This is a genomic window from Brevibacterium sp. K72, from assembly GCF_050562175.1.
Classification (GTDB): domain Bacteria; phylum Actinomycetota; class Actinomycetes; order Actinomycetales; family Brevibacteriaceae; genus Brevibacterium; species Brevibacterium casei.
In genome coordinates, this window is sequence record NZ_CP191582.1 from 1171098 (window position 1) to 1196224 (window position 25127).

Here is a 25127-nt window from a genome sequence, read left to right on the forward strand (position 1 = left end):
CCGAGGCGGTTGACCGAGTCGAAGCGTCGAGGTGGTTCCCCGCCATGCTGCCGGCCCGCGCTGCCGCCGTGCCGCCTCAGCGTGCCGCCACAGCCACCGACGCGGTCAACCGACAAAAACGCGGTCTGCTTACCGCGTATTTGTCGGTTCACCGCGTCGAAGTGCCAGAGCCGCCCGCGCCGCCCCGCCCCCGGCGTCTCAGTCCGCCTCGCCGAGGCGGGTGGCGAGAATCCGCTGCGACGTCGCCTTGAGGTGGCGCAGGGACTCCCGGATGAGCGGCGATCCGCGGCTGCCGGTGCGCACCGCGGCGATGATCTTCCTGCTCAGGCGCCCGGTTCCGGCCAACCTCACCCGTCGCACATTGGCTTCGCCGGCGAGGCTCGCGAGCCGGGGCACGAGGCTGACCCCGACGCCGGCGCCGACGAGTGCCGCCGAGGTCTCCCACTCGACGGACTCGTGGGCGATCGTCGGGGTCACGCCGGCGGCGGTGAACGCGGCGATGAAGAGCGCGTGATAGGGCGAGCCGGGCATCGCCGTGATCCAGTCCTCGCCGGCGAGTTCGGACAGCGTCACCGAATCGCGTCCGGCGACAGGATGGTCGGAGGGGACCATGACGTCGAGCGGGTCGTCGAGGAGGTCGACCTTCTCGAAGCGCGCATCGTTCTCGGCCCGGGAGTCGCCTTGCGGGGAGACGACGACGGCAAGGTCGATGCGCTCGGCGACGAGGAGGTCGAAGCACCGGCTCGGACTCGCCTCGACGATGTGGACGCGGACGTCGGGGTGGGTGCTGCGCAGATGCGCGGCGAGCGGAGCGAGGAGGTTCGCCGAGGCGGTGGAGAACCCGCCGATGCCGAGATGGGAAGGTGCCTGGTCGCCGGCGGTGAACGACGAGGCGCGGATCTCCTCCCACACGGAGAGGAGCCGGTCGGAGCGGCGGACGAGATAGCGGCCGGTCGCCGTCAGCCGCAGACCGCGTCCGTCCTTGGTCAGAAGCGTCATCCCCAGCGAATTCTGGAGGTCGCGCAGCTGCGCGGACACCGCCGAAGGGGAGTATCCGGTGAGCTCCGCGGTGGCAGCGATCGTGCCGGTCTCGGCGAAGGTCCGCAGCGTGATGAGACGCGGATCGATCATGGAGACATTATGCACTCATTCCGCACATTGTCCCGCAGGATCTCGCGCTTTTCGTGCAGTGTGAGGCTGTTCTATCGTGACAGCAGCGACACGGCTGCAGGGCGATGGCGCCGCTGATCGCACACTCACCGGCATCGAGGGGGATGGGAATTTGACCGCGACCAATCTGGCACCGACGAAGAAGGGCTTTCCGGCCGGCATCAGCGAGGAGAGACTCGACGAGATCCGCCTCCTCCTCGACACCAGACGTCAGGGATTCTCACTCGAGGCCCCGTTCTACACCGACGACCACCTCTTCAACCTCGACATGCAGGCGATCTTCGGCCGGCACTGGGTCTTCGCGTGCAGCGTCGCCGAGATCCCCGAACCCGGGGACTACATCACCCTCGACTACGGTCCCTACTCGCTCATCGTGCTCCGCACCGACGACGGCGGCGTCAACGTCCTCCACAACGTCTGCCGCCACCGCGGCGCCCGCGTGCTCACCGCTGAGTCGGGGACGACGGGCAACCTCGTGTGCGGCTACCATTCGTGGACCTATTCGCCCGACGGGGACCTCATCCACGCCTCGGCGCCGGGGGAGATGACCTTCGACAAGGCCTGCTACGCGCTCAAGCGCGCCCATGCAACGGTCGTCGCCGGCCTCGTCTTCCTCTGCCTCGCCGATGAACCGCCTGCGGACTTCGCCGAGGTGGCAGAGCTCTTCGCCCCCTACATCGCCCCGCACGAGCTGGCGAAGACGAAGGTCGCCTACCAGCAGACCATCGTCGAGGAGGGCAACTGGAAGCTCGTCATGGAGAACAACCGCGAGTGCTACCACTGCGACGGCCACCCCGAACTCGCCTGCTCGCTCTTTCCCACGTGGGGGCTCACCGATGAGACGGTGCCCCCGCACCTGGCCGACGTGTGGGAGCGCAACCAGCAGGCGCAGGCCTCCCTCGAGTACCGGTGCCGCCGCTACGGTCTGCCCTACGAGGTCATCGAGGAGCTCGACACTCGGGTCGCCGGCATCCGCATCTCCCGGGAATCCCTCGACGGGGAGGGGGAGTCGTTCTCCGCCGACGGGCGCCGGCTGTCGAAGAAGCTGCTCGGCGACCTGCCCGACTTCCGCCTCGGCCGGTGCTCGATGCACCTGCAGCCCAACAGCTGGTTCCACCTCCTCGGCGACCATGTCATCACCTTCGGGGCGTACCCGATCAACGCGCACCAGACGCTCGTGCGCACGACGTGGCTCGTCGCCGACGACGCCGTCGAAGGCGTCGACTACGACCTCGAGACGCTCACGCACACGTGGAAGCAGACGAACCTCCAGGACAAGGCCTTCGTCGAGCTCTGCCAGCAGGGCGCGGGCAGCCCCTACTACGAGCAGGGCCCGTACATGAAGAGCGAATATCAGGTCGAGGCCTTCATCAACTGGTACGTGATGAGGATGCGGGAGCACGTGGAATGAGGACGATCGATGACCCCACGATCCCGCTCGCGCAGCGGATCCGGGGCCTCGAGATGCCGTGGAACCGGGTGCTCGGTTCGACCGCGGGTCCGGCCGGGGCGGCGACGGCGCTCGGTCCGTGGCATCCGCAGGAGTTCACCGCCGAATGCGTCGAGACGATCCCCGAGGCCGGGGACATGATGACCTTCGTCTTCCGCCGCACCGACGGTGCCCCGCTCGCGTTCCGGTCGGGTCAGTACGTCAACATCGACTTCCCCATCTACGGCGCCGAGGCGGAGCCGGAGTCCCGCAGCTACTCGCTCTCGTCCGCGCCCACCGAACCGTGGACGTTCTCCGTGACGATCAAACTCGACCCGTCCGGCCTCGTCTCCCCGTGGGCGCACGAGTCGATCCGGCCGGGCACGGTGCTCGAGATGCTCGGACCCGTCGGGGCCTTCCACCTCGCCGACTGGGACCGACGCGCGCGCTACCTCTTCCTCGCCGCCGGTGCGGGGATCACCCCGCTCATGTCGATGATCCGCACCATCCACTCGCTGCCCGGCCAGGCCGACGTCATCCTCGTCTATCACGGCTCAGCCCCCGACCGCTTCGCGTTCACCGACGAACTCGACTTCCTCGAGAAGGCCGACTTCCGGATCCAGGTCGTCTACTGCCTCGGCGATCGGGCGCAGACGGACCCGCATTCATCGGAGTGGACGGGGCGGACAGGAAGGCTCTCGGCCGAACTCCTCGACGAGGTCGTCCCCGACGCCAACGGCCGTCAGGTCTTCGCATGCGGGCCCGAGGGCTACCTCAACACCGCGACGGACTGCCTGGCCCGGGTCGGGGTCGACGACACGTCGATCTTCATGGAGTTCTTCTCCGGCGACCGCGCCACCCGCCTCGAATACGCCGAGGAGGTCGCCCTGGCCGGTGAGATCGCCGGCGAGATCGCGTCCTCGGCCGAGGAGTACTACGAACAGCAGCCGTCGGCCTTCGACCTCTACGAACCCGAGTACGGCGCCGAGGGTTCCGTCGAGGCGGTCGGCGCACCCCTCGAGGCCGTGCCAGCCGACGCTCCCGTCCCCGTCGACGCCCCTGCTGCCCTCGCCGAGGCGGCAGCCGGGCTGGCCGAAGTCGATGGCGAATCGAGACCCCAGGAGACCTCCGGCTTCGCTACCGTGGGAGAAGGCGAGCACACGATGGCCTTCCTGCGCTCGGGCATCAACGTCCGCGTCGCCTCCGATGTCGTCATCCTCGACGCCGCGAGGAAGGCCGGGGTGCGCATCGGGGCGAACTGCCAGGAGGGCATGTGCGGTTCGTGCAAGGTCGTCAAACTCGACGGGGAGGTCGACATGAACCATCAGGGCGGCATCCGCTCGCGCGAGATCGAGGCAGGGAAGTTCCTTCCCTGCTGTTCGACGGCGAAGTCCGATCTCGTCATCGACGCCTGAGGGCGTCACCCCAGATTTCCACCGCAGCTTCACCACAGCAAGGAGAACCCAGTGTCGAATTCCTCCCCACGGGTCGTCATCATCGGAGCGGGCATCGTCGGGGCCAACCTCGCCGACGAACTCGCCCGGTTGGGCTGGACCAACACGCTTGTCCTCGAGCAGGGGCCGCTGACGATCCCGGGCGGGTCGACGTCGCACGCTCCCGGCCTCGTCTTCTCGTCGAACCCGTCGAAGTCGATGACGGAGTTCGCGCAGTACACGATCGAGAAGCTCACCTCGCTCACCGGACCTGACGGCAAGGGCTCGTTCCTGCCCGTCGGCGGGCTCGAGATCGCGACGAAACCCGAGCGCCTCCACGACCTCGAGCGGCGGGCCGGCTGGAATCGGGCGTGGGGCGTCGACGCCGAGGTCATCGACGCCGAGGAGTGTCTGCGCCGGTTCCCCATGCTCAATCCCGAGATGGTTCTCGGCGGGCTCTTCACTCCCGGTGACGGGCTCGCGCTCGCCGCCCAGGGGACCCAGCTCGTCATCGCCCGCGCCCAGGCCGCGGGCGTCGAGTTCCGCGACCGCACGGTCGTCACCGACATCGAACACTCCGGTGGGAAGGTCTCGGCCGTCATCGCCGGGGACGAGCGGTTCCCTGCCGACATCGTCGTCAGCTGCGCGGGCTTCTGGGGGCCGAAGATCGGCGCCATGGCCGACACCCCCATCCCGCTGCTGCCGCTCGCCCACCAGTTCGCGTGGTCGACGGAAGTGCCGAGCCTGGAGGGCAAGAACGAGCTGCCGAAGGGAGCGAGCGCCCCGATCCTGCGCTACCAGGACGAGGACCTCTACTACCGGGAGTGGGGTGAGCGGATCGGCATCGGCTCGTACGCGCACCGGCCCATGCCCGTCGACCTCGACACGCTGCCGCAGTACTCGCCCGACGAGATCACGGACGAGCGGATGCCCTCGTCGCTGACCTTCACCCCCGAGGACTTCGCCCGCGAATGGGAGATCAGCCAGGAGATCCTCCCCGAACTCGCGCAGACGCAGATCCAGCGCGGGTTCAACGGGATCTTCTCCTTCACTCCCGACGGCGGGTCGTTGGTCGGTCAGTCCCGGAACGTCGACGGCTTCTTCGTCGCCGAGGCGGTGTGGGTCACCCATGCCGCAGGTGTCGCGAAGGCCGTCGCCGAGCTCATCGCGCACGGCCACTCCGAGACCGACCTCTCGGGCCTCGACCTCAATCGGTTCGAAGACATCCAGACGGCTCCCGAGTACGTCAGCGAGACCTCGCAGCAGAACTTCCGCGAGATCTACGATGTCCTCCACCCGCTCCAGCCCAGGGTCTCGCCCCGCGATGTGCGGATGAGCCCGTTCAATGCCCAGCAGCGGGAGCTCGGCGCGTTCTTCCTCGAGGCCGCGGGATGGGAGCGCCCGCACTGGTACGAGGCGAACGCCGCGCTGCTCGACGAGCTGCCCGAGGAATGGCGGGCTCCCGAGCGCGACGACTGGGCGAACCAATTCCATTCGCCCATCGCCGCGGTCGAGGCGTGGAAGACGCGGACCAACGTCGCGATGTACGACATGACCCAGCTCAAGCGCTTCGAGGTCAAGGGTCCCGGCGCCGGCCGGCTGCTCCACGGGCTGACGACGTCGTCGATGCTGCGCAAACCGGGGGCGGTGAGCTACACGCTGCTGCTCGACGAGGCGGGCGGGATCACCTCGGACATCACCGTGGCGATCCTCGACGAGGAGACCTACCAGGTGGGAGCGAACAGCAACATCGACCTCGCCTACATCACCAGGGCGGCCAAGCGGCAGACCGCGGAGGACCCGAGCCAGTGGGTGACCGTGCGGGAGACGACCCCGGGCACATGCTGCATCGGGCTGTGGGGACCGCGCGCCCGCGACGTCATCGCCGCCGTGAGCGACGACGACCTCAGTGACGAGGGGCTCAAGTACTTCCGGACGAAGCAGATCTCGGTCGCGGGCATCCCCGTCACGGCGATGCGCCTGTCCTACGTCGGGGAACTCGGTTGGGAGCTCTACACCTCGGCGGATCTCGGACACAGGCTCTGGGATGTGCTCTGGGAGGCCGGGCAGGAGTTCGGGATCATCGCCGCCGGCCGCGAGGCATTCAACTCGCTGCGGCTGGAGAAGGGATTCCGGTCCTTCGGCACCGACATGACGAGCGAGCACGAACCGGAGCAGGCGGGTCTCGGGTTCGCCGTCAAGGCCTCGAAGACCGACGACTTCGTCGGCAAGGCGGCGCTCGCCGATCGGGCGGCGGGAACGACGAAGAGGCTCACGTGCCTCACCCTCGACGAGCCGAGCGACATCGTGCTCGGCAAGGAACCGGTGTACGTCGCGGGTGCGGGGGCTGAAGGTGCTGGGGCCCCGGCCGCGGGAACCGGCGCGGAGGGTGGCTCTGGGTCGCCCGCGACTCGGGCGGACGGGTACGTCACCTCGGCGGCGTACGGGTACACGATCGGGAAGGCGATCGCCTACGCGTGGCTGCCGAACACTTTGGGCGTCGGCGACGCTGTCGAGATCGAGTACTTCGGCCGCCGAGTGCCCGCCACCGTCACGGCCGAACCGCTCTACGACCCGGAGATGACCCGCCTGCGCGGGTGAGACCCGAGTGCTGAGGCGGCGCGGGTGGTGCGCAGCGCACTGCCCGCGCCGTCCCCGCCGCCGCGCCGCCGAACGGACCTAAGGACGCGCAGTGTCGATCCGCGAGCTCAGAATCGACACTCAGCGTCCTCGAAACGGGTTGGAGTCGGGCGGCTGCCGGGCCGGGTCCCCCGCTCGATCCACGCGAGGCTCGAAAATCGACGTGCTCGCGACGCGGCCAGCTGTCGATCCACGCGGGGCCCGAATTCCGCGTCTCGGGCGACGCGGATTTCACCCGCGGCGTGGATCGAGCGGGGAGGCCCCGGGCGGGGGCCCTGACCGGGGAGCGGCGCTGGTCAGGTTCGGGCCTCGGCGGGAGTGGTGGCCGCCTCGGCGCGGGTGCGGCGATGCATCCCGCGGTGACCGATGAATGCGGCGACGGCGATGATGACGGCGACGATCGCGATGCCGATCCACTGATTGATGAGCAGGGAGGCGGCACCGGCGAGGGCACCGACGAGGATGAGAGCGACGGCGAGGACTCGGCGCACCCAGTTCGTGCTGTCCCCGCCGGCCAGCCGCGAGTCCGAGGCGAGGCCGACGATCGTCGAGGTGACGACGACGGTGGTGATGTCGGCGATCTTCATCCGCCTCGCCGCTGCTGCCTGGACGCCCATGAGCGCGGAGAGCGCCGAGGTGAAGACCGTTCCCGCGAGCCCGATCTCCGGGTTCGGGACGAGGCCGACGTAGACCGCGAGGCCCGCGCAGCCGAGCGCGACGAGGGCGAAGATCACCGTCGTGCGGTGGTGCCAGTCCGCTCCGCGCTGACCGATGACGCGACCGCCGATCGCCGCGCCGACCATGAAGAAGACGAGCGCAAGCGCAGGCCGCAGCACCGGCAGGTCATCCGCGCCGGTGAGCGCCATGCCGAGGATGACGACGTTGCCCGTCATGTTCGCGGTGAAGATCTTGTCGAAACCGAGGTAGCCGATCGCGTCGACCATCCCGGTGGAGAAGGTGAGCACGAGGAGCATGGCCAGGTCGAGACGGCGATCCATCGCGGCCCCCCCTTTCGCAGCGGTCCGACCGTCCGACTCGGACAGCGGGGTCCGGTTGTATACAAAACAGTGAGTACACGTTAGATTGTATGCAATATCTGCGACGCCCTCGACCCCAACTCGATGAAGGGACACTGACATGGCGTACACGCCTCCCGCCGCTTTCACCACCCGCCCCACCCTGGAGGGCCACTTCGGGATGTCGGCATCGACGCACTGGCTCGCGACCGCCTCGGCGCAGTCCGTCCTCGAACGCGGCGGGAACGCCTTCGACGCCGCCGTCGCCGGCGCCTTCGTCCTCCATGTCGTCGAACCCCACCTCAACGGCCCCGGCGGTGACATGACCGGGGTTTTTGCGACCGCTGAGGATCCTGCCCGCCCGCAGATCCTCATGGGTCAGGGTCCCGCCCCGGCCGGGGCGACGATCGAGCACTACCGCAGCGAGGGCCTCGACATGGTCCCCGGCGCCGGAGCGCTCGCCGCAGCCGTCCCCGGCTCCGTCGACGCGTGGCTTCTCCTCCTTCAGGAGCACGGGACCTGGGAGCTCGCCGATGTCCTCGCCTACGCCATCGACTACGCGGACAACGGCCACCCCGTCCTCGCCCGCGTCGTCGGCACGATCGAACGCGTGCAGGAGCTCTTCACCGAGCACTGGCCGACCTCGGCGCAGCTGTGGATGCCCGGCGGCCGCATCCCCGCGGCGGGGGAGATCATCGTCAACCGCCCCTACGCCGAGGTGCTCCGCCGCCTCATCGCCGCCGGTGACGACGTGGCCGGTGCTGGTGCTGCAGGGACCGACGCCGCCGACAGCGGCAGCGAAACGCAGGGTTCCGGGGATGCTCGGGTCGAGCGGATCCGGGCCGCACGGACGGCGTGGAAGTCCGGGTTCGTCGCCGAGGCGATCGCGGAGTTCGTCACGACCCCGCACCGGCACTCGACCGGAGGGGACCACGCCGGGGTCATCACCGTGGACGACATGTCAGGCTTCGACGCCGAGTTCGAGACCCCGGTGACGATCACCTTCCGCGGGTACGAGATCGCGAAGATCGGCCCGTGGGGACAGGGACCGGCGCTGCTCCAGACCCTGCGCATCCTCGAGGGCTTCGACGACGAGCGCCTTGACCCCTCGACCGAGATCGGGGCCCACACGATCCTCGAGGCTCTCAAACTCGCAATGGCCGACCGCGACGCCTACTACGGCGACGCCGACGTCGACCTCGACTGGCTGCTCAGCGAGGACTACGCCGCGAGCCGGCGAGCGCTCATCGCCGACACTGCCTCGGACGAGTTCCGGCCCGGGCCCGACAGGAACGGCGACGCCCCGGTCTTCACTCCTCCGCTCGTGCCCGAGGGGGCGGACAAGGAGGAGCTCATCAAGGCGGGCATCGGCGAACCGACCGTGCAGAAGAACGGCACGAACAACGGCGACACGTGCCACATCGACGTCGTCGACCGGTGGGGCAACATCATCTCGGCGACGCCGTCGGGAGGATGGCTGCAGTCCTCGCCCGTCGTGCCCGATCTCGGCTTCTGCCTCGGCACCCGCCTGCAGATGATGTGGCTCGACGAGACCTCCCCGTCGGCACTGCGACCAGGCAGGAGGCCACGCACCACCCTGACGCCGACACTCATCTCGAAGAACGGGCAGCCGGTCATCGCACTCGGCTCGCCAGGCGGTGACCAGCAGGAGCAGTGGCAGCTGCTCATGATCCTCCGCATGCTCGTCGGCGGCTACGCTCCGCAACAGGCGATCGACGCCCCGGCGCTGCATACGACCGCCCTGGCCGGTTCGTTCTGGCCCCGCACCTGGGTGCCGGCCGGAGCCGTCGTCGAGGACCGCCTCGGCGATGAGGTCATCGAGGGGCTGAGCCGACGCGGTCACGAGGTGACGCGGGCGGGTGACTGGGAGCTCGGACGACTCTCGTGCGTGACACGCGAACCGGAGACCGGGACGCTGGCCGCCGCGGCCAACCCGCGCGGTGCCCAGGGCTACGCGGCGGGGCGATGATGCCGATGCACGCAGTCGGGGCGCGCATCCGCTCCGACATCATCTCCGGCGTCCTTACCCCCGGGACGAAGCTGCGGGAGACGGCGCTGGCGAAGCAGTACGCGGTCTCACGGATCCCCGTCCGAGAGGCGCTGCGCTCGCTCGAAGCCGAGGGGCTCGTCGAATCCCGACCCTACGTCGGCAGCGTCGTCGCGCCGTCGCCGATCGAGGACGCCGAGGACCTCTTCGACATCCGCATCGTCCTCGAATCCGCGACCGCCAGACGGGCGGCGAAGCGCGCGGCCGCCCTCGCCGACGGTGAGGAGCCCGATCCGCGCTGGCGAGCGGTGCGCAAGGAGATCAACGACATCCTCGAGGCCGGTGAGGTCGTCATCGCCGATGGGCGGTTCGAGGAGCTCGCCGTGCTCAACATGCGGTTCCACTTCGCCATCGCCGAACTCAGCGGCAGCCTCTCGCTCATCAGCCTGCTGCGGCAGATCTCGGGGAAGATCGAATGGCTCTACTCGCTCAACGTCAGCCGCCGCGGCTCACGCGCCTGGCCCGAGCACCGCGCGATCCTCGCCGCCATCGACGCCGGTCAGGAGGTGACAGCCGCCGAGCTCATGGGTGAGCACGTCGGCCGCAGCCGCGACGCGTACTTCGCGATGATGGCAGAGACCGCCGACTAGGCGCGCACAGCTGGGGACAGCCGGCTGGGTGCGGGCGGTCCCCAGCCAAGGCCGGTCCCCAGCCTCAGGCCCCTTCGGCGAGGAGGGCGTCGAGCTTGTTGTAGCCCTCGACGATGCCGGACTCCATGCCCGCGGCAACCATGCCGTCCCGGGACTCGACCGAGTCGAAGATCGCCGTCGAGGACAGCCGTGTCCGTCCGTCGCCGAGGTCGGTCAGCGTCATGATCTCGAGGTTGACCGCGTCGGGAAAGCCTTCGAAGGTGAAGGTCTGGACGATGCGCTCGTTCTCGCGGACCTCGTGGAAGGAGCCGAAGAAGCCATACTCGCCGTTGTCGTCGCGGGAGACGTAGCTCCAGTTCCCGCCGGTCTTCGGGTCCCATTCGCGGATCGTGTTCGTGATCTCCTCGGGCCCGTTCCACTTGACGAAGAGCTCCGGATCCATATGCGCGCGGAACACTCTGTCAGGGCTCGCGTTGAAATCGCGGGTGATCTCGAGCGACTGGGTTCCCTCCGGAACGTCGAGCTTCACCTGGCTGTGATCGGTGTCGGTGGTCATGTCATGCTCCTTTGCGTGATTGCCCTGTGATGGGTGGTGTGGGTTGTGCCGAAGTGCCGACTTCCCTCGCCGAGGCGGCCCCTGAGTCGGGTGCCGAACCGTCCTCGTCCGCGTCCATCGCTTCGAGGACGGCATCGAGGCGCTGATAGCGGGATTCCGCCTGGCGTCGGTACCGTTCGATCCATTTCGTCATGAGGTCGAAGACGTTGTCCTCGAGGTGCACCGGTCGGCGCTGGGCGTCCCGGCTGCGGGTGACGAGTCCCGCGTCCTCGAGGACCTTGAGGTGCTTCGACACGGCCTGCAGGCTGACCTCGTAGGGTTCGGCGAGGTCGCCGACGGTCGCGTCGGCGACGCTGAGCCGGGCGACGATGTCCCTGCGGGTCGTGTCCGCGAGTGCCGCGAACACCTTCGAGAGCTGATCGTCCACTGAGCCCCCCCTCTCTCATTCAACCTGTTGGTTGATTACGACGATAGACCCGTCGAGTCACCTAGTCAACCGTTTGGTTGAATAAAAGTCCCTAGCCGTTCCCGTCGGCCTCGCTGGCGGCGGCGTTGATGAGGGGCGCGGTCATCGGCAGACGCGCAGCGAACCACAGGGAGACGGCGACGGCGATACCGCTGGCGATCCACAGGACGGGCTGCATGCCGAGAGTGGTCACGCCGGCGGCAGCCAGGCTCGCACCGAGCGGCAGCGCTCCCCAGCTGATGACGCGCGACGCCGAGTAGACGCGCCCGAGGAGATCAGGCGGCGTCGCCTGCTGGCGGACGACGGCGACGATGATCCGCCAGACCGTCGCCCCTGATCCCGCGAGAATGATGCCGACTGCGATGACGGGCACCGGGGCACCGAGGGCCGCGGGGAGGACGAGACCCACCGTCCCGACCGTGTCGACGAAGAGCAGTACGGCGGGGGAGAGCAGGCGCTCGAGGCGGAAGGTGAGCATCGAGGCGGCGATCCCGCCGACGGCCATGCCCGTGAGGAGCAGGCCGTACGCTTCCGGCGACAGACCCAGTGGGCCGGGCGCCACGGCGTAGAGGACGAACGTCGACGTCCAAGCTCCCCAGACCACACTCATGGCTGCGGTGAGCAGCGTGAGTTCGCGCTGCAGCCGATGGTTCCAGAGGAAGCGCATGCCCTCGCGAACTCGAAGTGGGAGTGCTGCGCCGGATTCCCGACCGGGGTTCCCGCCGCGCTGGAGTGTGAGTGCGAGCCCGACTGCGGCCAGCGCCGACATGGCGTAGAGCCCCGCTCCGGAGGCGGCGGCCGCAAGACTCGAGAGTCCGATGAGGAGGCCGGCCAGCGGAGGCCCGGCGAGCTGGTTGGCGACATTGATCGTCGCCTCCAGTCTGCTGTTGGCTGCAGTGAGCCGCCCGGGGTCGACCGTTCGAGGAACCGTGGCGATGAGGGCGGTGTCGACGAGGGTCTCCGCGAGCCCGTAGGCGAACGCGGCGGCGATGGTAAACGCGTAGACCGCGAAGTCGGCGGCGATGGCGATGAGAAGAGCGGTGAGCGCGAGGACCCGCATGGCGTTGACGGCGATGAGCAGCTTCGCCGGGGAGACCGTGTCGACAATCCAGCCTGCGTGCAGGCCGAAGATCGGCCACGCAATCGTCGCAGCCACGGTGACGAGGGCGACGTGCCCCGGGGGCGCATCCGCGGCGAGGGCGATGAGAGGGAGCGCGATGACGGTGATTCCGTCGCCGAGGTTGGCGGTGCCTGCGCTGGTCCAGAGCCAGCGGAACGATGCACGCATTCTAACCACCTAAAACTTGTTTGTAGGTTAAGTCTTCATCGTCGAACATCACCAGTCAAGAGTCGATAGGTGGTAAAGTCGGTGTATGGACTTCGAGCATGTCGGCAATGCCCAGTGCTTCGAGCTGGTGAACTCGGTGCCCGACCGCATCGAGGGTGGGGATCGGGACTGGCTCGGTGACGAAGACACTGCCCGCGCGTGGGCACAGTCTCTCGGGCTGGGGCCGGTGCGAGAGTTGACGGGCGAGGAGCTCGCCGACCTGCGATCGTTCCGAGAGTCGGTGTTCGCCGTCTTCGCCGCCGTCGCAGAAGGCAACGCGGTTCCCGCAGAGAGTCTCCAGGTGGTCACCGACGCCCATGCATCTGGGCTGTCGCGATATGGCTACGGTCCCACCACGACCGGGGTCGCGCGGGAGTGGCCCGATGTCTGGGATGCGGATTCGCTCACGGCGCTCTTCGCCGAATCGGCGATTGACGAGCTCACCGGCTCTCGCCTCGACCGGGTCAAATCGTGCCCCGGCTGCCGGTGGCTCTTCATCGACACCACCCGCAACCGGAGCCGGCGCTGGTGTTCGATGAGCATGTGCGGGGGGCGCGACAAGGCGTTGCGGCACTATCGCAATGCCCGGGCCCAGCACTGACCCACCCGCGACACACGGAGAGCGAGACACAATCCGGGGAATTTCGCCGTCCCGTCTCGCTTGTTGAACCATGGTGCAGTAGGGTCACCGTAGACGACGTGCAGGGTGCGGCGAATTGAATCCCCGATTCGGCCGCGTGCACGGTCTGGCCGAAGACGATGATGTCGGGAAGGACAGTCATGGCAACCCTCAGACAGCAGCTCTTCCGGGTCAAACCGGTGCCTCGTGACAGCGAGGAGGCGGCAAGCGACCTCAAGCGCACGATCGGCCTCTTCTCCCTGACGATGATCGGCGTCGGCTCGACCATCGGCACCGGCATCTTCTTCATCCTCTCCGAATCGGTGCCCGTCGCCGGGCCAGCGGTCATCTGGTCGTTCGTCATCGCCGGCGTCGTCGCCGGTCTCGCGGTCATCTGCTATGCCGAACTCGCCGGCAGCGTCCCCGTCTCCGGCTCGTCCTACTCATACGCCTACGCCACCCTCGGCGAACTCCCCGCGATGGGCGTGGCCGCCTGCCTGCTCCTCGAATACGGCGTCGCCGGTGCGGCCGTCGCCGTCGGCTGGTCTCAGTATGTCAACCAGCTCCTCTTCAACCTCTTCGGCTTCCAGATCCCCGACGCCCTCGCCTATGCCCCCGAGGAGGGCGGCATCGTCAATCTCCCGGCGATCCTCCTCCTCGCGATGTGCTGCTTCCTCCTCGTCCGCGGCACCGGCGAATCGGTCGTCGTCAACACGATCATGGTGTGCATCAAGGTCGGCGTCCTCGTCTTCTTCATCGTCGTCGGCCTCACCGGCTGGAACTCCGACAACTTCGCGAACTTCGCCCCCTTCGGATTCTCCGGCGTCGTCGCCGGTGCCGGCCTCATCTTCTTCAGCTACGTCGGCATGGACGCCGTCGCGACCGCAGGCGATGAGACGAAGAACCCGAAGAAGACGATGCCCAAGGCCCTGATCTTCGCGCTCCTCATCATCACCTCCGTCTACGTCCTCGTCGCCGTCGCCGCGCTCGGCGCTCAGCCGTGGGAGGAGTTCGAAGGGCAGGACGCCGGACTCTCGGCGATCCTCGAGAACATCGTCGGCTCGACCTGGCCGGGCACCGTCGTCGCCGCGGGCGCCGTGATCTCGATCTTCAGCGTCACCCTCGTCTCGATCTACGGTCAGAGCCGCATCCTCTTCACGATGTCGCGCGACGGGATGATGCCCAAGCTCTTCCAGGACGTCAACCCTCGCACGCTCACCCCCGTCAAGGGCACGATCGTCGTCACGGTCGTCATCGCGATCCTCGCCGGGTTCATCCCGCTCAACTTCCTCGCCGAGATGACGAGCATCGGCACCCTCGTCGCCTTCGTCGTCGTCTCGCTCGCCGTCATCATCCTCCGCGTGCGCGAACCGAACCTCGAGCGCGGCTTCAAGGTCCCGTTCTACCCGGTCCTGCCGATCCTCTCGATCCTCGGCTGCCTGTGGATCATCAGCAGCCTGCGGCCGATCACGATCGTCGTCTTCGTCATCTGGACTGCGGCCATCATCGGCCTCTACCTCGTCTTCGGCCGAAGGAATTCGGTCCTCGGCAAGCAGCAGGCCGCAGCCGAACGCGGCACCACCGACCCCACGGGAGGACGGTCATGACCATCGTCGTCGGCGTCGCCCCCGGTCAGGACGACACCTCAGCCGTCGAGCTCGGAGTCGTCCTCGCCCGCTCGTACGCGAAGACGCTCACGCTCGTGTCCGTGAGTTCGACGGCGTGGCCGCCGAACCGGGACAAGATCGACGCGGAATTCCAGTCGTATGTCCACACCGTCGCCGAGGCGTCGCTTGAGCAGGTGCGGGCGCTCGTTCCCGATGACATCGAGGCGACCTACATCGTCCACCCGGCCCGATCGTCGCGGCGGGGGCTGCTCGAGGTCAGCCGACGCGTCGACGCGTACCGCCTCGTCGTCGGCTCCGCCGACGACGGTCGGGACGGCCGGATCACCCTGGGATCGGTCTCGACCGGACTCCTCCACAGCGCCGAACTCCCCGTCGTCCTCGCGCCCGAGGGATTCACCGCCTCGGCGGGGGCGAAGCTCAAACGGATCACCGCCGCCTACAGCGGGTCGTCCACCTCGGCGGACCTCATCCTCGGAGCCGCGATGGTCTCCGCGGAATCCGGAATCCCCTTCCGCATCGCCTCCTTCGCCCCCCGGTCCCGGGTGCTCTCGGCGGCGAGCATCGGACGCGACGTCGAGGCGGGCATCGTCGACGAGTGGACGCGGGTCGTGCGCCGCGACACCGACCGGATCCTCTGCTCGATCGACGAACTCGACATCCGCCCCGGGGAGACCGAGGTGGCGATCGGCACGGGACCCAGCTGGGCGGCAGCGCTGACGAGCATCGGCTGGGAGGACCCCGAGGTGATGATGCTCGGGTCCTCCGGTCTCGGCACGCTCAAGCGGGTGTCGCTCGGCAGCCATGCGACGAGGATCCTCCAGAACTCGCCGGTGCCCGTCGTCGTCGTTCCCCGACGCGCGAAAGCGCGGTACACGTCCCGGGCGCGGGAGGACACGGAGGCGTAGACGGAGGAGACCGCCTCGACTTAACGTTGCTTAACGAACCGTTCCAGTCGTCCAATGGCAGTGTTCGGACTGCGCAATGAGTTCGAACTCCACAAGGACGTGAAGGACGCGACGATGCATCAGGAACAGTCGACGGGCAAGCCCAGACCGCGGGTCTCAGCGGCTCAGGTGGCACGCGCCTGCGGAGTCTCCACAGCCACCGTCAGCTACGTCTTCAACGGCAAGCCCGGCGTCTCGCCGGTCGTGCGCCGCCATGTCATCGAAACCGCCAACGAGCTCGGATACCGGTCGCCGCTGACGGCGGCGAAGCACAACCGCTCCCTCACCCGCGTCGTCGGACTCATCGTTCCCTCGATGCTCAACTACATGCACATGCACTGGGCGCAGGCGATCATCGACGCCGCCGCCGAAGAGGGGTTCGACGTCTTCGTCTCGACGACCGGCGACGACCCCGAACGCCTCGCCCACGTCGCCGCGTCGATGGCCGCCCGCAACGTCGACGGGGTGATCTCGACCGGCGGGATGCGCCTCGACGCGCGGATCCACGGCACTCTCGGCGCGGCCCGGATCCCCGTCGTCAACCTCTCCCGCACCGTCGAACATGCCGATGCGAGCTTCATCGGCATCGACGACGCCCAGGCCGCCAGCGAACTCATGGGCCACGTCCTCGGACACGGAGTCACGAAGGTCGCCACCGTCATCGGCCCGCGCTTCTCCACCGCCTCGGCGACGCGGGAAGCGGCGTTCATCGACACCGCGGCCGCGCACGGCGTCCCCATCCCCGGACGATGGCGCGTGAGCACCCGCCTGCACCGGGGCGGCGGGCGGATCGCCGCCGAGGAGCTCCTCGCCGATCACGACGACCGACCCGAGGCCATCGTCTGCGGCTCCGACGAGGTGGCGCTCGGCGTCATCGAGCACGCGGTCGTCAACGGCATCGACATCCCGGGCGAGCTCATCGTCGTCGGCAGCGACGGTCTCGCCCGCTCGCGCTCACCGCTGCTCGGGCTGACCACGATCGTCCAACCCGTCGTCGAGATGGCGACGACCGCCTTCCGCATCCTCCTCGAACGCATCACGGAACCGGGCACCCCCGCCCGCACGGTCATCTGCCCCCACCAGCTCCACATCGGCACCAGCTGCGGCTGCCACCCCGAGGACTTCAACGCCCTCACCGCCCGCTGAGCCGCCCCCGCACGTTCCTCCCCGTCCGGCACCGCCGCCGCGACCACACCGTTCGATCCGACCCCGAAGGAGAACCATGTCCGACACCGCTGCTCCGAGGACGGGCCTGAGGCCGCCCGCCGTCCTCAACCGGGTGATCTTCGCCCGCCTCAGGCCCCGCTCATCGCCGCCTACATCCTCGCGTTCCTCGACCGGACCAACATCGGCATGGCCAAGGACCGTCTCGAGATCGACCTCGGGATCTCCGCAACGGCCTACGGCATCGGTGCCGGGCTCTTCTTCCTCACGTACGCCCTCTTCGAGGTGCCCTCGAACATGATCATGCACAAGGTCGGCGCCCGCTGGTGGATCATGCGGATCATGATCACGTGGGGGCTCATCTCCGCTGCGATGATGTTCGTCCAGGGCGAATGGTCCTTCTACATCCTCCGCATGCTCCTCGGCATCGCCGAAGCCGGACTCTTCCCCGGCGTCATGTACTACCTCACGCAGTGGTTCACCGTGAAGGACCGGGCGAAGGCCAACGGCATGTTCCTCCTCGGAGTCTCCATCGCCAACATCATCGGTGCCCCCATCGGCGGTCTGCTGCTGACGATGGACGGGTTCCTCGGCCTCCACGGCTGGCAGTGGATGTTCCTCATCGAAGGCCTGCCCGCCTGCTTCCTCGCACTCGTCGTCTGGAAGTACCTGCCCGACGGGCCGCGGAAGGCGAAGTTCCTCTCACCCGAGGAAGCCGAATGGCTCGAGCGGACCATCGCCGCCGAAGAGCGGGCCGGCGCCTCCGGGGCCTCGAACCACCGGCTGCTCGACATCGTCCGCGACCCGCAGATCATCCTCGTCATCTGTGTGTACTTCGGACACCAGCTCGCCGTCTACGCCCTCAACTTCTTCCTCCCCACGATCGTCGGCAGCTGGGGCGAGATGAACACCGTCGAGATCGGCCTGCTCACCGCCGTCCCGTGGGTCTTCTCCGCAATCGGCGCGCTCCTGCTCCCGCGCTTCGCGACGTCGGCGTCGATGTCGAAGAAGATCGCCCTGGCCGCGATGATCGGCATCATCGCCGGCTACATCATCGGCGCGGTCGGCGGACCCGTCCTCGGCCTCATCGGCTTCTCCCTGGCAGCCTTCAACTTCTTCGTCCTCCAGCCGATCCTCTTCACCTTCCCCGCGACCCGCCTGACCGGAGTGAGCCTTGCCGCAGGCCTCGCCCTCGTCAACACGATCGGCCTCCTCGGCGGATTCCTCGGGCCCTACATCATGGGCTACATGGAGGACCTCACCGGGTCGGCGACCTCGGGACTGTGGTTCATCATCGCTGTCTGCGTCGTCGGCGCGTGCCTCATCCCGTTCCTCAGGCGCGGACACGAAGCCGACCCGGCGACGGTGCCGACCACCTCGGCGGATCCCGATCATAAGTGACCTCGACGACAGCGACAGGAGAGACCATGGACATGCTCGGACTGACCGGAGCACGAGTGCTCATCACGGCGGGAGCCGCGGGGATCGGGCGGGAGATCGCCCAGCGGTTCCGCGACGCCGGCGCCGAGGTGTGGGTGACCGACATCGCCGAGACCGCCGTCGCCGACGCCGCCGAGACCGGCCTGCGGGCGACCGTGTCGAACGCCGCCTCGGAGGACGAGGTCAGGGCGCTCGCCGCCGAGGTGGCGGGGTTGTGGGGAGGACTCGACGTCCTCGTCAACAATGCCGGGATCGCCGGTCCCACCGGACCGATCGAGACGCTGGAGACCGCAGCGTGGCTCACGACGTTCGACGTCAACATCCACAGCCAGTTCTACTGCGTCAAGCACTTCCTGCCGCTCCTGCGCACGAGCGGCAGCGCCTCGATCGTCAACCTCTCCTCGGCCGCCGGGCGTCTCGGCATGGCCGGGCGCAGCCCGTACTCGGCGTCGAAGTGGGCGGTCGTAGGACTGACGAAGACGCTCGCGATCGAACTGGGTCCCGAAGGGATCCGCTGCAATGCGATCTGCCCGGGTGCGGTCGACGGGCCCCGCATCGAAGCGGTCATCGCCTCGAAGGCGCAGATGCTCGGAGTCTCCGTCGACGAGGTCACCGCGCTCTACACCGGGCAGGCGTCCCTCGGGAAGCTCGCCGCGGCCGCCGACATCGGCAACATGGCCGTCTTCCTCGCCTCGACGATGGCCTCCCATGTCACGGGCCAGGCTATGGCCGTCGACGGCAACACCGAGAAGCTCTACTGACCCCCACTCGCCCACCGATCCCAGAGGACCACGAACCCATGGCACAGCCACGCAAAGTCATCATCACCTCGGCGGTGACCGGCGCCATCCACACGCCGACGATGTCGCCCCACCTTCCCGTCACCCAGGATGAGATCGCCGATGCCGCGATCGGGGCCGCGGAGGCGGGGGCGGCGATCCTCCACCTCCACACCCGTGATCCCGAAGACGGCAGACCCTCGCAGGACCCCGAGCACTTCGCACCGGTGCTCGAGAAGGTCGCCGCGAACTCCGACGCGGTCGTCAACATCACCACGGGCGGGTCACCGCACATGAGCGTCGAGGAGCGGATGCGTCCGGTCGCCGAGTTCAAACCGGAGCTTGCGAGCCTGAATATGGGGTCGATGAACTTCGGCCTCTTCCCGATGCTCGAGAAGTACGAGGACTTTCAGCACGAGTGGGAGCGCGAGCACCTCGAGAACTCCCGTGACCTCGTCTTCAAGAACACGTTCGCCGACATCGAGCGCATCCTCGAGATCGGCAACGCCAACGGCACCCGTTTCGAGTTCGAGTGCTACGACATCTCACACCTCTACAACTTGGCGCATTTCCAATCGCGGGGACTCGCCACCGGGCCTCTGTTCGTCCAGTCGGTGTTCGGTCTCCTCGGCGGCATCGGCGGCCACCCCGAAGACCTCATGCACATGCGGCGGACCGCTGACCGACTCCTCGAGGACTACCAGTGGTCGATCCTCGGCGCAGGACGCAACCAGCAGCCGCTGGCGACGATGGGGGTGACGATGGGTTCCCACATCCGCGTCGGCCTCGAGGACTCGCTGTGGATCGGACCCGGCCGGCTCGCCGAATCGAATGCCGAGCAGGTGGAGAAGATGCGCCGCATCGTCGAAGAGCTCGGGATGGAGGTCGCGACCCCTGACGAGGCGCGGGCCATGCTCGGCCTCAAAGGAGCCGACCGGGTCGAGTTCTGAGGTGGTCGCGCTCTGAGGGACCGCACGCTCGGCATGCGGTCCCTCAGAACTCGGGGTGAGGTCGCCTCAGGCGGGTGCGTCACGCTCCGGCTGGGTGCCGCCGAAGCCCTCGTCCTCGCTCTCCTCGATCCGCTGGCGATCGCGCCCGTCGCCGCCCGGGCGACCGGCCTGCTGATCGTCGAGGCCGCCGACACCGCCGCGGTCACCCTGCGGCTGACCGCCGGTCTGCTGACTGTCCGTGCCCGGGTGACCCTGCTGGCCCTCCGAACCGTCCTGACTTCCGGGACCGGGATGACCCTGCTGGCTCTCCTGACCGAGGCCCGCCTCGGCGTTCGGGTCGTTGCTTCCGAAGTTCTCCGATGTCATGATCTGCTCCTTGGGAATCGATCTCGCACTGACACTGCGCCGCGCATCGCGGCGTGTCTGCCAGTCTTCGACACTCCGCGCGATAAGGCAAGGGGGGTTGCTCGACATTCATCGAACTCTCCGGCGACGGCACGTTCATGGTCAGGGACGAGTCCGCCTCGGCGGGTTCGACCTGGCACCATGGAAGGACCGTGTCCGGGCCGCCGACGCGGACGCCCGACAGGAGAACAGCAGCCTCCCATGACAACGCGCCGCCTCCCGCTGACCGGTGTGCGGGTCCTCGAACTCGGCAACTACATCGCGGCTCCAACCGCCGGCCGGATGCTCGCCGACTTCGGAGCCGAGGTCATCAAGGTCGAACGTCCCGGCACCGGTGACGAGCTGCGCAACTGGCGGCTCAAGGCCGGCACGACGTCGATGCTCTACCGCACGATCAACCGCAACAAGAAGTCCGTGACCCTCGACCTGCGCTCCGAGGACGGACGCGAAGCAGTCCTCGAGCTCGTCCGCCGCTCCGACATCGTCCTCGAGAACTTCCGGCCGGGCACCCTGGAGAAGTGGGGGATCGGCCCCGGCGTCCTCGAGGAGGTCAACCCCGAGATCATCCTCGTCCGGATCTCCGCGTTCGGTCAGACCGGACCGATGTCGGCCCGACCCGGTTTCGCCGCCGTCGCCGAGGGGTATTCGGGATTCCGCGAACTCGTCGGTGACCCCGACCGCCCACCCGTACGCGTGGGCATCTCGATCGGCGACTCGATCGCCGGCATGCAGGCGGCCTTCGGGGCCGTGATGATGCTCTTCGACCGGCAGCGTCAGCGCATCCACGGAGCCGCCGAGGCGGTCACAGGCAAGGAGGTCGGCTTCGAGGGCGAGGGACCCCTCGCCGACCGCACCGTCGACGTCGCCCTCAACGAGGCGATGTTCTCCGTCATGGAGTCCCTCGTCCCCGACTACTCGGCCTTCGGCGAGGTCCGCACGCGCACCGGCGGCCGGATGGAGGGCATCGCGCCCTCGAACGGCTACCTCTGCGCCGGTGGGAAGTCCGTCGTCATCGCCGGCAACGGCGACGGCATCTTCGCCCGCCTCATGACGGCGATCGACCGACCCGACCTCGGGGCGGATCCCGACCTGCAGACGAACGCCGGTCGATGGGACCGCCGGGACGAACTCGACGAGGCGATCGGAGCATGGTGCGCCGAGCGCGATGTCGACGAGGTCGTCGCGGTCCTTGACGAGGCGGGAGTGCCTGCGGGGCCGATCTACACGGCCGAGGACCTCGTCGCCGATGAACAGCTGCGAGCCCGGAACATGATCCAGGCGATCGATGTCTCCACCGGTGAGGAGATCCTCGACGACGTCGCCTTCCCCGGCATCACCCCGGTCATCGGCGGTGCCTCGATCCCCATCGATCACCTCGGCCCCGACCTCGGCGAACACACCGCCGAGGTGCTCGCCTGGCTGGGAATGGGCGAACCCGCGGACCCTTCCGAAACGGAAGGCCCGGCAGTACCCTGAGCCCATGGCAGAGCTGCGGTATTCGATCAACATCACCGTCGACGGGTGCTGCGACCACCTCGCGATCGACCCCGACGAGGAACTCCACGCCCACCACGCCGAGAACCTCCGACAGGCCGACGGCCTCCTCTTCGGCCGGAGGACCTACCAGCTCATGGAATCCGCGTGGCGCCAGCCCGCAGTGACTCCCGAGACCGACGACGCCGACGCGGAGACGCAGACCGACATCGACGTCTTCGCCGAGGTCATCGACAAGGCGAAGAAGTACGTCGTCTCGAGCACGCTCACCGAGGTCGACTGGAACGCCGAACTCCTCGGCAGCGACCTCAGATCGGAGATCGAACGGATCAAGGACGACTCCGTCCGCGGCCTCCTCGTCGGGGGAGTGACGCTGCCCCGGGCGCTCGCCGAACTCGGACTCATCGACGAATACGAGTTCGTCGTCCACCCGCGCATCGCCGGCTATGGACCGTACGTGTTCAACGGTCTCGCCGAGGTCGTCGACCTCGTCCCCACGGACCGTCGCGAACTCGAGTCGGGCGCTGCCGTGCTCCACTATCGTCCGCGCCACTGAAGAAGCAGGCGGAGCCGCACACGAGCGGATCCCGCCGTGACCGTGCGTGTCCCGTTTGCCGGGACAACGAACGCCGACTTCCCACTCCGCTCTCACATAGCGACCCGCAGCCATTCCCTGCAACGGCGTGCTTATGCTATCTCTGAAGAGAGCATGCGAGGGCGCATGCCGGAAGCATCCTCCCGCTGAGCGGGAGACGATATCGCCATCATCGTTCCGTTCATGCGGAGATGACGCAGAGGGAGACCCATGGTCCGGCCGAACACGGTGCACATCCTCGACACGACCCTGCGCGACGGGCTGCAGATCGAGGCGGCCATCGTGCCCACGGACGTCAAGGTCGAACTCGCAGAGCGCCTCATCGCCGCCGGGCTCACCGAGATCGAAGTCGGATCCTTCGTCAACCCGAAGAAGGTCCCGCAGATGGCCGACACCGGGGAGGTTCTCGAACGCCTTCGGCCACACGAGGACCAGGGGGTCGACTTCTTCACGCTCGTCTTCAACCTCAAGGGGGCCGAACGCGCCGTCGATGCGGGAGCGAAGAACATCAAACTCGTCGTCTCCGCCTCCGAGGGCCACTCGCAGGCGAACTCGGACGCACCGATCGCCCAGGCCACCGAGCGCCTGCTCGCCGCCGCCGACTACGCCCACGACCACGGCGTGCGCTTCGACATCACGACGGCCGTGAGCTTCATCTGCCCCTTCGACGGGATCACCGATCCCGACCGCCTCGTCGAGGTCATCCGCCCCTTCGTCGAGGCAGGCGCCCACGGCATCGGCGTCGCCGACACCATCGGCAACGCCAACCCCTCACTGGTGCGCCGGAACACCTCGGCGGTCATGGAGGCCTTCCCGGGGAAGTCGGTCGGCCTCCACCTCCATGACACGTACAACTTCGGGATGGCCAACGTCATCGCCGCCCTCGACCTCGGCATCGAACACTTCGACGCCGCGATGGGCGGCCTCGGCGGCTGCCCGTTCGCTCCGGGCGCGGCCGGGAACATCGGCACCGACGACCTCGTCCACCTCCTCCACCGCGAAGGGGTCGCGACCGGCGTCGACGTCGATGCGCTCGCCGAGGTGCGGGCACCGCTCACCGCCGCCGTCGGCCACGAGCTGAGCTCGAGCCTCTCCCAGATCCCCGCCGTCCCCGCACCCTACCGCGGCTGATCATGATCGACGAGGACCCGCACACCAGCACCGAGGCGGCGGCCGCCGACGCCGGACCGAGCCAGCCGCTGCCCCTGGCCGGCGTCCGCGTCGTCGAGTTCTCCCATATGGTCATGGGCCCGAGTTGCGGGATGATCCTCGCCGACCTCGGCGCCGAGGTGATCAAGGTCGAGCCCCGCGGGGCCGGCGACAAGACCCGCTACCTGCCCGGCTCGGGTTCCGGACTCTTCCCCGCCTTCAACCGCAACAAACTCAGCGTCCAGCTCGACATCGCCGAGGCGGCCGACCGGGAGGTCGCCCTCACCCTCATCGACTCCGCCGACGTCCTCCTCGAGAACTTCCGGGTCGGGAAGATGGAGTCGATGGGCTACGGGTACGGCGAGCTCGCCGCCCGCAACCCGCGCCTCATCTACGCCTCCCTCAAGGGATTCCTTCCCGGCCCCTACGGGCAGCGCACCGCCCTCGACGAGGTCGTCCAGATGCTCGGCGGGCTCGCCTTCATGACCGGTCCTCCCGGGCAGCCGCTGCGGGCGGGCGCGAGCGTCAACGACATCATGGGCGGGATGTTCGGGGTCATCGGCATCCTCTCCGCCCTGCGGGTGCGCGAGCAGACCGGCCGCGGACAGCTCGTCAACTCCGCCCTGTTCGAGAACAACGCGTTCCTCGTCGGCACCCACATGGCGCAGGCCCAGCTGAGTGAGGAGCCGCTGCGGCCGATGCCCACCCGGCGGGCGACGTGGGCCGTCTACGACATCTTCCTCGACCGGGACGGCAGCCAGGTCTTCGTCGCCGCCGTCAGCGACGGGCAGTGGCGCGACCTCTGCGACGAGTTCGGGCTCACCGGCCTCGCCGAAGATCCCGCGCTCGAGCACAACCAGGGCCGCGTCGACCAACGCGAGCGCATCCACGCCGAACTCCAGGCCGCCCTCTCCCGGCTCAGCCTCGCCGAGATCGAGGAGAAGTGCACACGCAGGGGCCTGCCCGTCGCTCCCGTCAACACCCCCGCCGACCTCACGAGCGACCCCCACCTCGTGGCCTCGGGAGCATTGGCGGCCACGGGCCTGCCCGACGGGGAGAGCGTCGACATCCCGCTGCTGCCGCTCACCTTCGACGGACAGCGACTGGGCCTGCGCCGCAACGTCCCCGCCCCCGGTGAGCACAATGCGGTCTACCGGGACGGGAACTCGGGCACCCCTCCCGACCTTCCGGACGTCGACCTCGGCGAGGAGAGGACGCAGTCGCAATGACGGGGACACCGCGAGCACCGCAGGCGCGAGCACCGC

Annotated in this window: 22 protein-coding genes; 16 read left to right on the forward strand and 6 right to left on the reverse strand. The window is 68.3% G+C overall.

Going from position 1 to position 25127, the window contains the following annotated elements; all coding sequences use genetic code 11:
• Nucleotides 1–198: 198 nt before the first annotated feature.
• The gene (locus ACQ1RG_RS05220; protein ID WP_009380154.1) at nucleotides 199–1131 is read right to left on the reverse strand and encodes a LysR family transcriptional regulator; all 933 of its coding nucleotides are present in this window, start codon (nucleotides 1129–1131) and stop codon (nucleotides 199–201) included.
• Between the two features lie 199 nt (nucleotides 1132–1330).
• On the opposite strand from ACQ1RG_RS05220, the gene ACQ1RG_RS05225 reads away from it, so the two are divergent.
• Genes ACQ1RG_RS05225 through ACQ1RG_RS05235 form a run of 3 tightly spaced genes read left to right on the forward strand, consistent with a single transcriptional unit; the run spans nucleotide 1331 to nucleotide 6633 of the window.
• On the forward strand, nucleotides 1331–2581 hold the full coding sequence (locus tag ACQ1RG_RS05225) for an aromatic ring-hydroxylating oxygenase subunit alpha (RefSeq protein ID WP_236586982.1): 1251 nt from the start codon (nucleotides 1331–1333) through the stop codon (nucleotides 2579–2581).
• Nucleotides 2578–4014, forward strand: coding sequence for a flavin reductase family protein (locus ACQ1RG_RS05230; RefSeq protein ID WP_131248197.1), 1437 nt, complete (start codon nucleotides 2578–2580; stop codon nucleotides 4012–4014). Before ACQ1RG_RS05225 ends, ACQ1RG_RS05230 begins: the two co-directional genes overlap by 4 nt.
• A 51-nt stretch (nucleotides 4015–4065) precedes the next feature.
• The gene (locus tag ACQ1RG_RS05235) at nucleotides 4066–6633 is read left to right on the forward strand and encodes a GcvT family protein (protein WP_131248196.1); all 2568 of its coding nucleotides are present in this window, start codon (nucleotides 4066–4068) and stop codon (nucleotides 6631–6633) included.
• A gap of 335 nt (nucleotides 6634–6968) precedes the next feature.
• Here the strand turns inward: ACQ1RG_RS05235 and ACQ1RG_RS05240 are convergent, their stop codons facing one another.
• A complete protein-coding gene (locus ACQ1RG_RS05240; RefSeq protein ID WP_131248195.1) occupies nucleotides 6969–7670 on the reverse strand; it encodes a YoaK family protein in 702 nt (233 codons plus the stop codon).
• 139 nt (nucleotides 7671–7809) lie between these two features.
• On the opposite strand from ACQ1RG_RS05240, the gene ACQ1RG_RS05245 reads away from it, so the two are divergent.
• Together ACQ1RG_RS05245 and ACQ1RG_RS05250 are read left to right on the forward strand one after the other, a co-directional pair.
• A complete protein-coding gene (locus ACQ1RG_RS05245) occupies nucleotides 7810–9678 on the forward strand; it encodes a gamma-glutamyltransferase family protein (RefSeq protein ID WP_201671813.1) in 1869 nt (622 codons plus the stop codon).
• Between the two features lie 5 nt (nucleotides 9679–9683).
• Nucleotides 9684–10346, forward strand: a complete 663-nt coding sequence (locus tag ACQ1RG_RS05250) for a GntR family transcriptional regulator (RefSeq protein WP_430600611.1) — start codon at nucleotides 9684–9686, stop codon at nucleotides 10344–10346.
• 64 nt (nucleotides 10347–10410) lie between these two features.
• Here the strand turns inward: ACQ1RG_RS05250 and ACQ1RG_RS05255 are convergent, their stop codons facing one another.
• The 3 genes from ACQ1RG_RS05255 to ACQ1RG_RS05265 form a co-directional block, all read right to left on the reverse strand.
• Nucleotides 10411–10902 (reverse strand): SRPBCC family protein, encoded by a 492-nt coding sequence (locus ACQ1RG_RS05255; RefSeq protein WP_101624285.1) that lies wholly within the window; start codon nucleotides 10900–10902, stop codon nucleotides 10411–10413.
• A gap of 1 nt (nucleotide 10903) precedes the next feature.
• Nucleotides 10904–11329 (reverse strand): ArsR/SmtB family transcription factor, encoded by a 426-nt coding sequence (locus tag ACQ1RG_RS05260; protein WP_430600613.1) that lies wholly within the window; start codon nucleotides 11327–11329, stop codon nucleotides 10904–10906.
• 91 nt (nucleotides 11330–11420) lie between these two features.
• Nucleotides 11421–12656, reverse strand: coding sequence for an MFS transporter (locus ACQ1RG_RS05265; protein WP_430600615.1), 1236 nt, complete (start codon nucleotides 12654–12656; stop codon nucleotides 11421–11423).
• An 85-nt stretch (nucleotides 12657–12741) separates the two neighbouring features.
• On the opposite strand from ACQ1RG_RS05265, the gene ACQ1RG_RS05270 reads away from it, so the two are divergent.
• The 7 genes from ACQ1RG_RS05270 to ACQ1RG_RS05300 all read left to right on the forward strand — a co-directional run bounded on the left by ACQ1RG_RS05270 (nucleotide 12742) and on the right by ACQ1RG_RS05300 (nucleotide 20219).
• Nucleotides 12742–13296: a CGNR zinc finger domain-containing protein gene (locus tag ACQ1RG_RS05270; RefSeq protein WP_430600616.1), complete on the forward strand. Its 555-nt coding sequence runs from the start codon at nucleotides 12742–12744 to the stop codon at nucleotides 13294–13296.
• Nucleotides 13297–13475: 179 nt separating this feature from the next.
• Nucleotides 13476–14921, forward strand: coding sequence for an APC family permease (locus tag ACQ1RG_RS05275; protein WP_009380138.1), 1446 nt, complete (start codon nucleotides 13476–13478; stop codon nucleotides 14919–14921).
• Nucleotides 14918–15847 carry a universal stress protein gene (locus tag ACQ1RG_RS05280; RefSeq protein WP_009380136.1) on the forward strand — a complete coding sequence of 310 codons (930 nt, stop codon included), beginning with the start codon at nucleotides 14918–14920 and terminating at the stop codon, nucleotides 15845–15847. Before ACQ1RG_RS05275 ends, ACQ1RG_RS05280 begins: the two co-directional genes overlap by 4 nt.
• 54 nt (nucleotides 15848–15901) lie before the next feature.
• Nucleotides 15902–17032, forward strand: coding sequence for a LacI family DNA-binding transcriptional regulator (locus ACQ1RG_RS05285; protein WP_201671810.1), 1131 nt, complete (start codon nucleotides 15902–15904; stop codon nucleotides 17030–17032).
• Nucleotides 17033–17239: 207 nt separating this feature from the next.
• Nucleotides 17240–18451, forward strand: a complete 1212-nt coding sequence (locus ACQ1RG_RS05290) for an MFS transporter (RefSeq protein ID WP_009380132.1) — start codon at nucleotides 17240–17242, stop codon at nucleotides 18449–18451.
• 26 nt (nucleotides 18452–18477) lie between these two features.
• Nucleotides 18478–19251, forward strand: coding sequence for an SDR family oxidoreductase (locus tag ACQ1RG_RS05295; RefSeq protein WP_095375234.1), 774 nt, complete (start codon nucleotides 18478–18480; stop codon nucleotides 19249–19251).
• A 38-nt stretch (nucleotides 19252–19289) separates the two neighbouring features.
• On the forward strand, nucleotides 19290–20219 hold the full coding sequence (locus ACQ1RG_RS05300; protein ID WP_190246600.1) for a 3-keto-5-aminohexanoate cleavage protein: 930 nt from the start codon (nucleotides 19290–19292) through the stop codon (nucleotides 20217–20219).
• Nucleotides 20220–20285: 66 nt separating this feature from the next.
• Here the strand turns inward: ACQ1RG_RS05300 and ACQ1RG_RS05305 are convergent, their stop codons facing one another.
• Nucleotides 20286–20585 (reverse strand): hypothetical protein, encoded by a 300-nt coding sequence (locus ACQ1RG_RS05305; RefSeq protein WP_063248707.1) that lies wholly within the window; start codon nucleotides 20583–20585, stop codon nucleotides 20286–20288.
• 240 nt (nucleotides 20586–20825) lie between these two features.
• Between ACQ1RG_RS05305 and ACQ1RG_RS05310 the strand changes: the two genes are divergently transcribed.
• From ACQ1RG_RS05310 to ACQ1RG_RS05325, 4 genes are all read left to right on the forward strand, one after another.
• A complete protein-coding gene (locus tag ACQ1RG_RS05310; protein ID WP_430600618.1) occupies nucleotides 20826–22100 on the forward strand; it encodes a CaiB/BaiF CoA transferase family protein in 1275 nt (424 codons plus the stop codon).
• 4 nt (nucleotides 22101–22104) lie between these two features.
• On the forward strand, nucleotides 22105–22674 hold the full coding sequence (locus ACQ1RG_RS05315; RefSeq protein WP_063248705.1) for a dihydrofolate reductase family protein: 570 nt from the start codon (nucleotides 22105–22107) through the stop codon (nucleotides 22672–22674).
• 249 nt (nucleotides 22675–22923) lie between these two features.
• Nucleotides 22924–23844, forward strand: coding sequence for a hydroxymethylglutaryl-CoA lyase (locus ACQ1RG_RS05320; RefSeq protein ID WP_009380119.1), 921 nt, complete (start codon nucleotides 22924–22926; stop codon nucleotides 23842–23844).
• Between the two features lie 2 nt (nucleotides 23845–23846).
• Nucleotides 23847–25091, forward strand: coding sequence for a CaiB/BaiF CoA transferase family protein (locus tag ACQ1RG_RS05325; protein ID WP_119296975.1), 1245 nt, complete (start codon nucleotides 23847–23849; stop codon nucleotides 25089–25091).
• The last annotated feature ends 36 nt before the right edge of the window (nucleotides 25092–25127 follow it).